Here is a 14,034-nt window from a genome sequence, read left to right as displayed (position 1 = left end):
GTTTGTAGCATAGGCGTCTCGCCTGTGCTTCGGTCAGGCAAGATGCCTAACCTACGGCTTATTTTATATACTACCAAAACTTTTGACACAGACCAAAAATGGCAGAATCGGAGTTTAAACCTTTACACGAAGCCTTAGCAGAAAAATCTGTTGCTATACATCACGGGAGTTTGACTACTGCGCTTGGTTGCTTACTTACAGGTATACCTCAATTATTATTGCCTAGGCACTTGGAAGAATATCTTAATTGCATTGCGCTTACAGGGTTAGGAGTCGCAAAGACAATAACTAAACCAACATGGGAAAGTTTAATATCAGCACAAGCTCAAGTCAGTGGGTTAGTTGTCAATGCGAAACAGCAAGCAGAAAGTCTTGCCCATTGGAACCAGAATTTTCTTGACAAAGTTATCCAAACCTGTGTCAGTTATGTAATCTGATTAAAAGCCTGTATCAAAAACGGGAGCTAGCGCGAGGTAACGTATTAGTTTACAGTAAGAGATGCATTTAATATTATTTTAATCTTGACGAAGGCGCCTGTGCGAAAGAAAGTTCTTGCTGGTAACTGGAAAATGTTCAAAACCCAGGCAGAATCCGAAGATTTTTTGAAAGGATTTCTGCCTGTGTTGGAGGAGACTCCCTCTGGACGCGAAGTAGTTCTATGCGTCCCCTTCACCGATTTGAACGTATTATCGAGAAATTTACATGGTAGTCGTGTTCAACTTGGTGCCCAAAATGTCCACTGGGCAGACAGTGGCGCCTATACAGGTGAGATTTCAGGTGAAATGCTTACAGAAGTTGGTGTACGCTATGTAATTATTGGTCATAGTGAGAGGCGCCAATTCTTTGGCGAAACCGACGAAACAGTTAATTTACGCTTGAGAGCAGCGCAAAAACACGGCTTAACCCCAATACTATGTGTGGGTGAAACAAAACAGCAGCGTGATGCTGGAGAAGCAGAAGCGTTAATTTCCAAACAACTGAAACTAGACCTTGTAGATATTGACCAAAGTAATTTGATTATTGCTTACGAACCAATTTGGGCAATTGGTACTGGAGACACTTGCGAAACAAAAGAAGCAAACCATGTTATCGGAATGATTCGTTCCCAATTAACTAATCCAAATGTTCCAATTCAGTATGGTGGTTCCGTCAAACCCAATAATATTGACGAAATTATGGCACAACCGGAAATTGATGGTGTTTTAGTTGGAGGTGCAAGTCTCGAAGCTCTTAGCTTTGCAAGAATTGTCAATTACAAATAACACCTTTTCTCTAAATATCCAATGTCCAGTCAACTACACATAGGTGACCAAATTTTTGATTGGGGAACTAAAACTTATATCATGGGCGTATTAAATATTACGCCCGATAGTTTTAGTGACGGCGGTCAATTTAACAGTGTTGATGCCGCTGTAACTCAAGCTACCGCAATGGTTCAAGCAGGTGCCGATATTCTTGATATTGGCGGACAGTCCACAAGACCTGGCGCCGAGCAAATTAGTCTTGATGAAGAACTTAGTCGGGTAATACCTGTACTGACAGCTATTCGCTCGGTTACAAATACTGTTATTTCCGTAGATACAACTAGAGCAGAAGTTGCAAAAGCAGCAATAGAAGTAGGTGGAGATATTATCAACGATATTTCAGGAGGAACATATGACCCTGAAATATTTAAAGTCGCAAGTTTTTCGCGCGTGCCAATTATAGTCATGCATATTCGCGGTACACCAGCAACGATGCAGCAGTTGACTGATTATGATAACGTAGTAGAAGACATTATTAGCTTTTTAGACAAGCAAATTCAAATTGCAGTAAACGCTGGCATCGAGCGTAATCAAATCATAATCGACCCAGGTATTGGTTTTGCCAAGAGCTACGAGCAAAACCTAGAAATATTTCATCGTTTAAGCGAACTACGTAAACTTGATTGTCCAATTTTAATAGGAGCATCGCGTAAAAGTTTCATTGGTCGTATTCTAAATCAACCCGACCCAAAAAGGCGCCTAATGGGAACAGCAGCAGCATGTTGCGCTGCTATTTTTCAAGGTGCTGATATTGTTAGAGTTCACGATGTCAAAGAAATACGCGATGTTTGTTTAGTCGCAGACGCTTTGATAAGAAGTTAAGAGTGCTGAGTGCTGAGTGCTGAGTGCTGAGTGCTGAGTGCTGAGTAACAATTCTAAACCCCTAACTTTTAACTCCTAACTCCTAACTCCAACTCAGCACTCAGCACTTTCTACTCAGCACTAAATAATTATGCTGTCGCAGAACCATTTTCAGGGCTGTTATTACTTTGTGCTACATTCTCACTACCGATGTCACCAACCATTTGGGCATAAGCGTCTGAATTAACACCAGGGTTAAGGAAAACAACTTTTGCGTTGCTGCTTGTACCCAACCTGTGACTTGCTTCTACCTGTTCTTGAGCAACTAAGTATTTCAAGATGTCTTTGCTTTCAGGGTTGGTACGCAGTGCTTCGGAAAGAATTTGAACCGAGGTTCTGGTTGCTTGCGCGCGTTTAATAGCTGCTTCTTGTTCACCCTCTGCTGCGGTTATTGCCGCGCGTTTTCTAATTACAGCAGCATTTTGATCTGCCATCGATTTTTGAACGCTTTCAGGAGGTGTAATACTTTGAATGTCTACCCGAATAATTTGTACTCCCCAGTCAGCAGCAGTTGCATTCACTGCTTTAAGTAAAGCTTGGTTAACTTCGGTACGCGATGCAATTACTTGTTCAAAAGTACGTTCGGCAAGGTTTGCTCGCAGTTCGACTTGAACTAAATTACCAAGAGCCACCTGAATATCATCAATTCGATAGAAACTCTTCTCCATATCATTTATGCGCCAAAATATCACACCGTCAACTTCGATGTAAACGTTATCAGCAGTAATGACGTTTTGAGGTTTGATATCGAGAATCTGCTCCCTCGTTGTATCTTCCATAACAATGGAATCAATAAGGGGAACGATAAAATTCATACCAGGTCTGAGCTTGCGGTGGTAGCGTCCGAGCCGTTCTACCAACGCTTCGTTTCCTTCATTAATAAGCTTGGCTGAACCTAGGGCATAGCCGATAAGCACTAACACTATAGCTACAAATGGTTCCATGTATACTCCTACTTGAGTGTTTGGGGGAATTATATCGTTTATGGGACAACACGTAGATTGTGCCCTACTTTAAGTCTAATAAGTTGACATTGTAAAGTTATTATCACAAGATGTGTATTTTGGCGAGAGGGGGAAGTAGAAAGAAAGATATTTACCCTTAAGAGTTGTTTTTTAGTTTGCTACAAACTCTGCCCATTTTTTCAAGTTACCTGGTAGTTCTGATACCAACCGTAGCGGTAATTGTGATGTGGAAAGTGATTGAGCATATGCTGGTGTTAGGAACGGCTGATAGATTTTCGCTTCGTCAGTTCGTTGTTTAATAAATGCTAAACTAACTCCAGATACTAGTGTACGCAGGTTTTTTGTTTCTGCTCCGCGTCTTTCTTTAACTATATTGGTAATGTTACTAGTTTGGTATGTGGGATCACTGACGCTTAAGTGTGTACCCCCAATTGCTGTAACTAAATATTTATTACCTCGTAGTTCTGTAAATGGTGCAAATTGATGTTTCAATGCTGGTGTCAAAGCATCTTCACTGCTGGCAAGCATTAATACTGGAGTACTGATATTTTCTCAGCCTTTTTTACCAAATAAGTTACCAACTAATGGGTTCAGAGCAATGGCACCTTTAATACGTTTGTCTTGTAGTTCAGTATTTTTAAGATTACTATTTTTTAATCCGACTGCTGCACATTGTAACCAATCTCCAGGCGCCTGACTGATGCCGAGGGAGTTTTTGCAGAATTTTTGTAAACCATCTAAGTCTAATTTACCTCCAGCCAAAGCTAACGCGGTATAACCTCCTAAAGAGTGGCCTATGATAGTAACATTTTCAGTATTGAGTTTGCCTTGAAGTTGACCTTGTTGTAAATTTAATTTTGCAAGTTCATTGAGTAAAAAGCTAACATCTTGAGGTCGGTCGATAAATTCTCTAGCACTAATAAGTTGTGATAAGTCTGAACTAGTGTTTGTAGAACGATTAACTGCGATGGCATTGCTACCAGGATGCTCTAATGCTGCTACAGTAAAACCATATGACGCTAAATGCTGCGCTAAATACTGCAAGTGGCGCCTGTTTGCTCCAAAACCATGAGATATTACAACCAGTGGCTTTTGAATTGCACCCGTAGGAGAATAAATATCAACTGGAATCGCACGATTTCTTTGACGGTCTTGGAATGTAAAACTAACTAATTGAACTTGTTGATTTCCAGGTTCACCAGGATTGATGTTTCTAGGTAATATTATAGCACTTTTAGACTCTTCGCGTTCGAGTAAAGCAGCGAACGCCTGACTTTGCAAATTATTAGCATTTAGTTCGAGTGACAAGCTAGCAGCTTTTGTTGCATCAACAGTGATATTGTCACCTGGATATGAACGAACAAACCCTAATATAGTCAAACCATTAAAGCGACGAGCAGTTAAATTGAGAGTATCCTTAAGACTTTGACTTGTGCTACCAGGAATAATTCCACCTAGAGAAGATATTAAGCGTTGACCTTGAGGAGTTTTAGCTAGTCCATCAACAAACTTATCAGCAAACTCTGGATTTAATTGTAGTCTTTGATTCAGTACATCCTTAACTTGGGGTGTTAAAAAAGACGAAAACAGATGTAACTCTTTAGGTAATTTCCCGTTCTTCGCAAAGTTTTCTAAATCATCAACATCGATTTTTTGCTCAAATGGCCCTAACTGTATAGTAATAGTCTCTGCTGCGATAGCAGGTGCCACCGCACTCCAACTGCAAACAATACTCAAGCTGCACAAAAACCCCTTGAAAAAAGATACCTTTTTCTGGCGAAGAATAGAATTCATAAATATATCCACTATAGATAACGCGCGCGTTGACACACCAGTTTTATCACTTTTTGCCAGACTCAATCGTTGGTAATTTTGTTCCAAACAGTTCCAAATAATTTATAGGCGAGTATTACTAACAAGGAAACTCAAATCAATTGTTTTTAAATTGAAAAGTTAAATTAAAAACGCGCTCTACAACTTATCATGTAAGACGCGCGTTTTATTGAGATTTGTAAGTGATTTAAATTAAATTAGAAACCGATGAGGGCGCGGAAAATACCGAGAAGACCTCCTAATGGGTTAAGAACTGTACCGAGAGTGTCTCCTGTCTTAGTTATACCGTTACGACTAACGATTACAACGTCGTTATTGGCGAGAATAGGATTAGTTTGTTCGTTTATACCTGCTGCCATGTCAACTTTAACTTCGCGCTTGGTTACAGAACCGTCGGGGTTAAGACGTACTAAGTCAACTGTTTGTCGCGAAGCACGCGCGTCATTAAACCCTCCTGCTGCGAGTAAAGCTTGGTTTAAGGAACTATTTGGTTGAATATCTACAGGGCCTGGGCGCTTAACTTCTCCAACTACACCAACTTGAATTTTCGTTGGTGATAAGGTTGTTGTTGCGAGTTGAGTTGCTTCAGAGCGGTTGACTTCGGTAGCTGTGGCAACAAAGATAGTATCACCATCTTGAAGTATTGCGTCTTGGTCGATATCGCCTTGAAGTAGTTGCCACAGGTTGATATTAATATCTTGTGGGGCGCCTGTTCTTGTTTGACGACGAATAATTACGTTACGTACATCTGCTCTTGCACCAATACCACCTGCAAGCTGTAGCGCGCGCATTACTGTTGGTTGACCAGTAACGCTGGGTAATAAAGTTTGTGTAGTACCTGCACCTGCATCAGTTGCACCAGGAGTAACTAAATAAGAACCTGGTCGCAATACCTCACCTATTACTGCGACTGTACGCGCACGTGTTGGGTCAGCAGCAAAGCTTGATGCTGCCAAATTACGCGAGGTTGCTAAGTCAAAGTTTGCAGCCCTCGGTATAAAGATAGTATCACCATCGCGTAAGGTAATATCTTGTGGAGAGCGACCTGTTTCAATTAACTGTTTTAAGTTGAGAGCAACTACTTGGTCACCGCTACGTCCTAAACGGCGCCGAACTTGAACCTGAGTAATATCAGCACTAAGTGTGTAACCTTGGGCTGTTTGAATCGCTGCTAAAATTGTTGGATATTGTACACCAGGGTTATTACCCGCACCACCCTGCAAACTCAAACTATAAGAACCAGGACGCGTAACCTCTCCCGAAACTAACACGTTAATTGGGCGTGGTGATAGTAAGTTAACGGAAACTATCGGACGCTTCAAATATCTTGCATATCGACGAGTTATTTCATCCGCTGCTTGTTCAGTTGTTAATCCTAATATCGGAACACTACCAATTAAAGGCAAGTTTATGGCGCCACCTGGTGGAACCTGGTAAGTATCTGTATATTCTGGCACTTCAAATACACTAACCTTAATTAAGTCGCCTCCACCTAATGTATAGTTGGTACTTAGAACGCCAGTTGCAACAGGAACCGAGCGTGTTGGGGCGCCGGATGGTCGTCGTCTTTGTTGTGCAAAACTAGGGTTGGGGAACGCCGCAGTAATTGCCGTTAGCACCATTAACCCTAAAATTGGCTTGGACAATAATTTCAACATTTTTGTATTAATCATATTTAGCAGCAGTTCAGATAAGTATTTTCTACTCCACACATTGTAATCTTGACTATACGTAAGTATGCAAGTTCCCTATCACTTTTGTATTCTTGAAAAATACTTCATAATCAGGAGGTTAGACCTTTACCAAGCTTGAAATTTTAATGAAGTTACATTCAAGTATGAGTGCAACATCGATTGCTTCACAGCGTAAAATCGTTAATTTGTCAATACAACAATTTACTATTTACTAATTTAACTTGCATTAATTGCTTACATATATTTAAAGCGTACATATAAATTTATGTTTTAGTTTATGTTTCAGCATTTATAACTCAGTTTGCTATCAATAGTCATCATTTCATTAAACATTTACACAATAATTTTGAAAAATTTATTTAACAATACCTGTTTAAGAACAAAAATTGGTGCCTAATTGGCAGAAAATGGCAACTCCTGAGAGCGGATGTAACGGATGAACCTTTACGTACATCCGTTACATCCGTTGCCAAAGTTATCCTTGAATTTTATGTATAAAAAAGTCTTCTAACGAAGGACGAGACAAATTCATTGAGATAACATTACCCCCCATCAAACGGAGACTAGCGAGAAAATCGTAATAATCTCCCTCTAACTCACCTTCCCAAAATGCTTCTCTTCCGAACTCAACATTTGGTATCCACTTTCTGAGAACTTCCCAGTCACCACCAGTACCTTTAACGCGGTAAGTATTTGTACTGCCAAGCAAATCATCGAGTACACCAGAACAAACTAACTTACCCTTAGCGAGAATAGCTACTCGGTTACAGATTTTTTCAACCTCACTGAGAATGTGACTATTGAAGAAAATAGTTTTACCCGCAGCTTTAAGAGTCAGGATAGTTTCACGCATTTGATAGCGTCCTAGTGGGTCAAGACCAGACATCGGTTCATCTAAAAATACCAATTCTGGGTCATTAACCAAAGCATGTGCCATTCCCACACGCTGTAACATCCCTTTAGAGTAGCGACGCATTTGTTTTTTACGCGCGTCTTTGAGGGGTAAACCAACTAACTCGAACAACTGAGGAATTCGTTCTCGCTGTACTTTCTTAGGAATTTGGAATATGGAAGCAGCAAACTCTAAGAACTCCCAACCTGTCAAAAACTCATATAAATAAGCATTTTCAGGCAGATAACCAATATGCTGCTTAACAGAACTGTCACCCAAAGGTTTACCGAGCAGCAAACCTCGTCCCGATGTTGGACGAATAATTCCGAGTAGCAACTTTAACAGCGTAGTCTTGCCGGCGCCGTTGGGTCCAAGCAGTCCAAAAGTCTCACCTTTGTAGACAGTGAGCGAGCAATTTTTGAGCGATTCAATTTTTTGATTGAGAAAAAAGCCTGTTGTATAGACTTTTCGCAACTCAGAAGTAAGGACTACTGGCGGATTCTCTTGAGCATCTAATTCAAACTGGGGGGAAGAAGCAACAGACTTCATCGTTCTTTTTGATTGTGCCTTTTGCCACACAACTATACCATTCCAATTACAAGTTACCCAGATATCCACCAATAATAACAGCCAGTGAGTAGAAAGTGCGCTCGTGCTGAGTAGAGTTACAAGTATTACTCAGCACGAGCGCACTCTTTATTTACATCCTAAAGACTCGCGCGTAGAGACTCCCGTTTTAGAGTTGGTGCCAGTTGCGTTTGCACAAAGCTTGATAATTTCAGGTTTATCGAGTACTGCGTTTGTAAAGTCAGCGTTGGTTACATCCGCACCGCTAAAGACTGAACGTAGCATCATCGCATTCGTAAATACTGCATCACTAAGATTGGCGCCTTTAAAATCAGACAAGTAGGCAATACCTTCGCTAAAATCTACACCATGCAAGTTAGCATCATGAAGCGATGCACCATTGAATACTCCACCCCGTAAATCAGCATTGTCAAAATTTGCCTTTTCTAAATTCACGCTGGTAAACTCCTCCGCGATTAAACTCTGTCCCGAAAAATCTTTACCTATAAAACTTCCTCCAACCTTTGTACTAGTTACACCCGATGAACTTGCAGCGTTTGCTTCCAGAGGGAACAGCAATACAAATACTAAAATGATAGAAGCTAAAACTCGCCAAAACTTAGTCATATCAACTTAACAAAACTCAATAATTCTTCATTAACCATTAAACATCATTTGGTAGGTGAATTCAGAAAGTCGGTAGATTTAAGCTGTTAATGAATAGTGTATGTATACTTGAATACTTTAACAATGACGTATATGATGGCGTTTGTGCTTTATTTAAAGGTTATCTCAAATATTTATGCAAAAGAATACAGTATTTTTGATACATGGTTACGCTGAGAAAGACGAGTCTTTTCAGACGTGGAAATCAAAGTTAGAAGCGCGCGGTTATAACGTCAAAGTTCTTGGATATACATCACTAAGTGACGAAGTAACGCTAAAAGATATTGCAGAAGGGTTTGAGCGCGCGTTACATCTTCCAGGTAGGACTTCCAAAAATTACATTCTCCATTTGTGCAATGGGCATCCTTGCCCGTTTCAGAAGCTAGGGCGGGCAAGGATGCCATTAGCGTCAAGTTAAGCTAAAACCTACTACGTCAATAAGGATTTATGCTTAAAATTTGCGTTTGAAAGGAACAAAAAATGAACTTGAAGAGCGGCTATTAGTACTTTTTTTATCTGCATCGCTTGCAGCTTAAGTATAAAATTTTGCAAAAAGTTCATGTTTATACCTCGTTCATCACAAAACCTATCGTTGACGTATGGGCGCCAACCTTAACTTGACACCAATGGCAAGGATGCCCACCCCACAAGAAAAACATTTTGAAGATTTTTTTATTTGGAAGTCCCTAATATAATTTTGTCATGCTGAACGTAGTGAAGCATCTAAGTATATAGTTCAAAATTTAGATTCTAGCCTGCGGCAAATGCTCCGCATTACGCTGCACTCAGAATGACAATTTATAATTCAACTATCAAACAGATACTTCTGCTTTTTGAGATGATTGTGCAAAGGTTTCTTCTTTCTTTTTTAACGTTCCTTGAACTGTTAAAACTGAGCAGTGAGCATGATGCAATACATAATTACTGACGCTACCTAGGAAAAATTCGCTTAGTCCGACACGTCCACGGCGCCCGACAATAATTAAATCAGCTTGCCAGTTTTGAGCCATATCGCAAATAACTCGTCCAGGGTCGCCGATATTTTGTGTAAATTCAACTGTAATACCATAGTCGGCAGCGCGTTTTGAGAGTCTCATTAAAAAGTCGGTGCATTCTTGTTTCAGAGTATCCCACTTTTTCAAAGTTTGTAGTATCGCTTCTGAATGCATCGCTGGATACAAGCTGTAGGGATCCATTGAAATGGGGTTTACATAATGCTCATCAAACGGTGACATTACGTGTAATAACATTAAATGGGCGCCATTAGTTTTTGCCATTGATAGCGCTTCGTTAAAAACGGCATCACCAATTTGATTATTTTCAACTGCAACCAATATTTTACTATACATACTAAGTCCCCCTAACGAGAAAAAGTATATTCTCTTGCTTTCAATCTAACTCTATTTACCTGGTGCCAAGCGATTATATTCATAAAAATATAGAATTCGTACAACATTCGTTACAAATAAAATTTTTACCATAGTAGAGACGTTACATGTAACGTCTCTACATTTTACATTTTTCATCATGTCAATGTTATATCGAATAACAAGAATGTTGGTTTTGTTTTATTGCAAGTAAGTGTAACTCGGTAAGGCTGTTCAGTGCGGTAATAAATACACCTTCTTCACTGTCAACATTCGAGCTTATCCACATACCTTTAAGGGTAATTTCAACAGAATCAATATCACAGCGATAGATATCAATTCTATTGTCATTTGTAGTCAATTTAGCTAATTCAGCAAATTCAAACGAATCTGACTGAACTGTAAAGGAAGCTGTAGTATTTTGTATATGAATGTTACAACCGCTTCTCAAAGCTAAAACGACTCTAGTATTGACCCAAGCTTCGCAAGGCTGGTCTATATATTCAAGGTTGAAGCTGTTTTCAGTGTAGGTAAGTTTTAACATAGTTATTACTCTCTAATATATATTGGTTATGTTTTGAGTGTAAGCGCACGCTTTTCCCCCTAGCCAACTTCTACATACAGCATTAAAACGTTGGTTTTATTCAAGGTTTTACACCTGGGGGAGTCAACAACCCAAGGGAATCCCCTAACTATATTGTTCCCAAAAAAGTTGTTAAACTTGGTTAAATCCCTTATTGGCGCCGACAAGTGTTGTGTAATGGCAAGAGTTAGCTTAGGACCAGAAGCGAAAAAACGCGCGTGTCGTTTGTTTGAAGTATTGTTAGCTTACGCAAACGATACGTTGGACTGCGATGAAATGGCACTTAATGCGCTGCAACCCAATATTCAAATTCGCTGGTTATCTGAGACTCGCTTAGTTATACGTACTAAAGTTAGGTATTTACAAGCGTTAACTGGGCTGCAAGAAAGTCAAAAACCATTTAATCCTGAGCAAATCAAAGAAAGTTTGAGACGTTTGGCTGATTTTGTTGAAATATTAGAAGATAACCGCTCAACTCGTGGTGGTTCTGAAAATTGGCATTTTACTTTAAATTTATGGCACCATCGTCACGATACCGAAGCTAATTTACAACGCTTTGAGCTTGAATGGGAACGGCGCCGCAATAGAAAAGTCTTGGAAAGTTCCGAAACTTCGAGCGTAATAGAGGAAAAAAATCCTTGGCATGATATATGTAAAGGAATGTTACAGAATCAGTTACGGTTAACTACTAACCCACTGACAAGTATAGATGGAATGAATTTTGAGTTAGATGCTGTTTATGTACCGTTAGGTTTGGTTGAACGTAAACAACGGGATAGGCGCCGGGAGGATATACTACCTACACAAGGTTCACGTTTGTATGAGTCTGAAGAAACAGAAGTCATGCATTTCACGCTTGACTCGTTTTTGCAACAATTAGCTTTAAGTAATAGTCAGGAGTTACATCGCATTGCGATAGTTGGAGAACCAGGTGCGGGTAAAACGACGCTTTTACAGAAAGTTGCTTGTTGGATACTGGAAAACAGTGAAGATTTACCTATATGGGTAACATTAGCAGATTTACAAGCGGAATGTTTAGAAGATTATTTGATACAAGATTGGTTACGCGCGGCTATTCGTAAGCGTCATGTTCCTGTAGAAATTGAAGAAGAGTTTTGCGAACAATTTTATCAAGGACGTGTGTGGTTATTACTGGATGCAGTTGATGAAATGGCGATGGAATCAAGCTATGCTTTGAGTAAGATAGCTAGTTTTTTAACAGGATGGGTAGGTACTGCGAATGTTATATTAACTTGTCGTTTGAATGTTTGGGACGCGGGAAAAAATGCGCTCTCATCTTTTCAAACTTATCGTAACCTGAATTTTACTTACAAATCTAATCAATCTCCAAATTTAGTAGGGCAATTTATTCAGCGCTGGTTTCAAGATAATCCTATATTAGGGGAAAGACTGCAAACCGAATTAGAACAACCTGGGCGCCAGCGTATCAAAGACGCAGTAAAAAATCCTTTGCGTTTAGCGTTAATGTGTCGAACCTGGGCACTGAGTCAAGGAGAGTTTCCTTCGACGAAAGCAACGTTATATAAACAGTTTGTAGAAGCAATTTATGAATGGAAGCAAGATAGGTTTCCCACAACATCCACGCAGCGACAGCAGTTAAACCAAGCTTTGGGAGAGTTGGCACTACAAGCAATATCTACTGCTGAAACAAAATTTCGTCTTAGCCATAGTTTTGTATGTCAAGTATTAGGGGCGCCGGATGAAGGATTATTTCAGCTAGCCTTATTATTAGGTTGGCTGAACCAAGTAGGTATTTCCGAAACTCAAGGAGAAAAAGTCTATGCCTTCTATCATCCAACATTCCAAGAATACTTCGCAGCCCTAGCGATTAATGACTGGCAATTTTTCTTTAACTGTGAATCACCCGTTTCATATAGAATACTTGAACCACAATGGCGTGAAGTCATACTACTATGGTTAGGAAGGGAAGATATATCTGGACAAACTAAAGACGAATTTATTAATGCTTTAATTAAATTTGACGATGGTGTTGGTAAATACTACAGCTATCAAGCATACTTCTTAGCTGCTGCGGGAGTTGCCGAGTTTCCCAGTACTTTATCATCAGAAATAATAAATTCTTTAATCAAATGGCGGTTTGGTTATCCAGCAGCACAAAATAAATGGTGTCGTTTTCCGGCGCCAGTACAAGAAGGTGCGAGAGTCGCATTACTAAAAACCGACCGAAAATCTGCCATTACACTATTATCCGAATTTATTCAAAACTGTTCAAACGAGTTTGAGACTTGGAGCGCAGCATATAGCCTAGGTAGAACGTTTGACCCAGGAAATACAATAGCTATTGCTGCCCTCGAAAAATTAGTAAAATTAATTCATCAGGAACCATTACGTTTACAAGCTGCTGACAGTTTAGGAAAAGTCGATCCGGGGAATAAAACAGCCATTAATGCGCTAACTGAAATTATCGAGTCCACCAAAACAGACTCAGTACGTCGTAAAGGTGCCTACTTACTCGCAAAAATAGACCCAGAAAACAAAACAGCATTTTCCACATTTGAAACACTTGCTAAAAGTCAAAATTTAGTAATGCGCGCATTCGTTGCCGAGAATATACGCGCACTAATTACAGAATGTCCCAATATATTATCTCATATTCAAGCTATTCCCACCTTAGCCAACTTATTAAATTCTGATGTAAACGAAGAAACAACAAATAAAAAACACTTACAAAAATCAAGACAAGCAAGAAAACCTCGTAAACAAATCGATACAACTCGATTAATTGCCGCACTAGAAAACGGAGTCAAATATGCTCAAAATGAAGACATTAAAGGGTACAGAGCATCGAGACTAGCACTTTTTGATTTGGACAATGAAGTAGCATTTAACACTCTAGTTGAACTAGTAAAGTATGGGAAAAGCGATAATATCCGCAAACATGCAGCAGATAACTTTAAAAAAGTCCTACGCGACGAGCAAATACCCAAATTAATTGTATCAATAAAAGATTGTTTTTATAACCTAGAGAGTGAGGAAAAAATAGAACAACATCGTCATTGCTATAAATTAATTTGGTATTGCGCGGAAAAAATGACCTACCTTGATTTTTATCAAACTTGGCATGGGTAAACTTGCAACGGATGTAACGGATGTAACGGATGATTAATTATTCCGTAGGGTGCGTGACGCAACGAAAATATTTCAATTTAATTACCATACTTGTAGCGTCACGCACCAACTTCTGGTTATAACTTTAAGAAATAGAAAAATTCCAAGCAACAAAACAACAAATGTTTCTCCAAAATTCTTTTTTTTATTCC

The 14,034-nt window shown here is 39.5% G+C and carries 13 protein-coding genes; 5 read left to right on the top strand and 8 right to left on the bottom strand.

Going from position 1 to position 14,034, the window contains the following annotated elements; genetic code table 11:
* Positions 1-98: 98 nt before the first annotated feature.
* The 3 genes from AC2JBO_RS09665 to folP all read left to right on the top strand — a co-directional run bounded on the left by AC2JBO_RS09665 (position 99) and on the right by folP (position 2,126).
* A complete protein-coding gene (locus tag AC2JBO_RS09665) occupies positions 99-437 on the top strand; it encodes a hypothetical protein (protein ID WP_496953426.1) in 339 nt (112 codons plus the stop codon).
* A 99-nt stretch (positions 438-536) separates the two neighbouring features.
* Positions 537-1,262 (top strand): triose-phosphate isomerase, encoded by a 726-nt coding sequence (gene tpiA / locus AC2JBO_RS09660; protein ID WP_496953425.1) that lies wholly within the window; start codon positions 537-539, stop codon positions 1,260-1,262.
* 21 nt (positions 1,263-1,283) lie between these two features.
* Positions 1,284-2,126 carry a dihydropteroate synthase gene (folP, locus tag AC2JBO_RS09655; protein ID WP_496953424.1) on the top strand — a complete coding sequence of 281 codons (843 nt, stop codon included), beginning with the start codon at positions 1,284-1,286 and terminating at the stop codon, positions 2,124-2,126.
* 128 nt (positions 2,127-2,254) lie between these two features.
* On the opposite strand, the gene AC2JBO_RS09650 is transcribed toward folP, so the two are convergent.
* From AC2JBO_RS09650 to AC2JBO_RS09625, 6 genes are all read right to left on the bottom strand, one after another.
* Positions 2,255-3,109: an SPFH domain-containing protein gene (locus tag AC2JBO_RS09650; protein ID WP_496953423.1), complete on the bottom strand. Its 855-nt coding sequence runs from the start codon at positions 3,107-3,109 to the stop codon at positions 2,255-2,257.
* Positions 3,110-3,280: 171 nt separating this feature from the next.
* Positions 3,281-3,658, bottom strand: coding sequence for a hypothetical protein (locus tag AC2JBO_RS09645; RefSeq protein WP_496953422.1), 378 nt, complete (start codon positions 3,656-3,658; stop codon positions 3,281-3,283).
* Positions 3,659-3,682: 24 nt separating this feature from the next.
* Positions 3,683-4,924 (bottom strand): alpha/beta hydrolase, encoded by a 1,242-nt coding sequence (locus AC2JBO_RS09640; protein WP_496953421.1) that lies wholly within the window; start codon positions 4,922-4,924, stop codon positions 3,683-3,685.
* A 236-nt stretch (positions 4,925-5,160) separates the two neighbouring features.
* Positions 5,161-6,636, bottom strand: a complete 1,476-nt coding sequence (locus tag AC2JBO_RS09635; protein WP_496953420.1) for a polysaccharide biosynthesis/export family protein — start codon at positions 6,634-6,636, stop codon at positions 5,161-5,163.
* Between the two features lie 496 nt (positions 6,637-7,132).
* On the bottom strand, positions 7,133-8,098 hold the full coding sequence (locus tag AC2JBO_RS09630; protein WP_496953429.1) for an ABC transporter ATP-binding protein: 966 nt from the start codon (positions 8,096-8,098) through the stop codon (positions 7,133-7,135).
* 147 nt (positions 8,099-8,245) lie between these two features.
* Positions 8,246-8,743 carry a pentapeptide repeat-containing protein gene (locus AC2JBO_RS09625; protein ID WP_496953419.1) on the bottom strand — a complete coding sequence of 166 codons (498 nt, stop codon included), beginning with the start codon at positions 8,741-8,743 and terminating at the stop codon, positions 8,246-8,248.
* A gap of 175 nt (positions 8,744-8,918) precedes the next feature.
* On the opposite strand from AC2JBO_RS09625, the gene AC2JBO_RS09620 reads away from it, so the two are divergent.
* Positions 8,919-9,200, top strand: a complete 282-nt coding sequence (locus tag AC2JBO_RS09620; protein WP_496953418.1) for a lipase family protein — start codon at positions 8,919-8,921, stop codon at positions 9,198-9,200.
* 394 nt (positions 9,201-9,594) lie between these two features.
* Here AC2JBO_RS09620 and AC2JBO_RS09615 read toward each other — a convergent pair whose 3' ends face one another.
* Together AC2JBO_RS09615 and AC2JBO_RS09610 are read right to left on the bottom strand one after the other, a co-directional pair.
* Complete coding sequence (locus tag AC2JBO_RS09615) at positions 9,595-10,131, bottom strand: universal stress protein (protein WP_496953417.1); 537 nt, start codon at positions 10,129-10,131, stop codon at positions 9,595-9,597.
* Positions 10,132-10,318: 187 nt separating this feature from the next.
* A complete protein-coding gene (locus AC2JBO_RS09610) occupies positions 10,319-10,693 on the bottom strand; it encodes an alr0857 family protein (RefSeq protein ID WP_496953416.1) in 375 nt (124 codons plus the stop codon).
* 216 nt (positions 10,694-10,909) lie between these two features.
* On the opposite strand from AC2JBO_RS09610, the gene AC2JBO_RS09605 reads away from it, so the two are divergent.
* Positions 10,910-13,843: an NACHT domain-containing protein gene (locus AC2JBO_RS09605; RefSeq protein WP_496953428.1), complete on the top strand. Its 2,934-nt coding sequence runs from the start codon at positions 10,910-10,912 to the stop codon at positions 13,841-13,843.
* The last annotated feature ends 191 nt before the right edge of the window (positions 13,844-14,034 follow it).

This window comes from Calothrix sp. CBUCES-K 9914 (assembly GCF_059640475.1).
The sequence above is the reverse complement of the archived record's forward strand: the minus strand, read 5'-3'. Positions and strand labels throughout refer to the sequence as shown.

Coding starts and splice junctions, on each gene's coding strand:
- AC2JBO_RS09625 (WP_496953419.1), bottom strand. CDS start 8,743: ATGACTAAGTTTTGGCGAGTTTTAGCTTCTATCATTTTAGTATTTGTA.
- AC2JBO_RS09640 (WP_496953421.1), bottom strand. CDS start 4,924: ATGAATTCTATTCTTCGCCAGAAAAAGGTATCTTTTTTCAAGGGGTTT.
- AC2JBO_RS09615 (WP_496953417.1), bottom strand. CDS start 10,131: ATGTATAGTAAAATATTGGTTGCAGTTGAAAATAATCAAATTGGTGAT.
- AC2JBO_RS09650 (WP_496953423.1), bottom strand. CDS start 3,109: ATGGAACCATTTGTAGCTATAGTGTTAGTGCTTATCGGCTATGCCCTA.
- AC2JBO_RS09635 (WP_496953420.1), bottom strand. CDS start 6,636: ATGATTAATACAAAAATGTTGAAATTATTGTCCAAGCCAATTTTAGGG.
- AC2JBO_RS09665 (WP_496953426.1), top strand. CDS start 99: ATGGCAGAATCGGAGTTTAAACCTTTACACGAAGCCTTAGCAGAAAAA.
- AC2JBO_RS09645 (WP_496953422.1), bottom strand. CDS start 3,658: ATGCTTGCCAGCAGTGAAGATGCTTTGACACCAGCATTGAAACATCAA.
- AC2JBO_RS09605 (WP_496953428.1), top strand. CDS start 10,910: ATGGCAAGAGTTAGCTTAGGACCAGAAGCGAAAAAACGCGCGTGTCGT.
- AC2JBO_RS09610 (WP_496953416.1), bottom strand. CDS start 10,693: ATGTTAAAACTTACCTACACTGAAAACAGCTTCAACCTTGAATATATA.
- AC2JBO_RS09620 (WP_496953418.1), top strand. CDS start 8,919: ATGCAAAAGAATACAGTATTTTTGATACATGGTTACGCTGAGAAAGAC.
- AC2JBO_RS09630 (WP_496953429.1), bottom strand. CDS start 8,098: ATGAAGTCTGTTGCTTCTTCCCCCCAGTTTGAATTAGATGCTCAAGAG.
- folP (WP_496953424.1), top strand. CDS start 1,284: ATGTCCAGTCAACTACACATAGGTGACCAAATTTTTGATTGGGGAACT.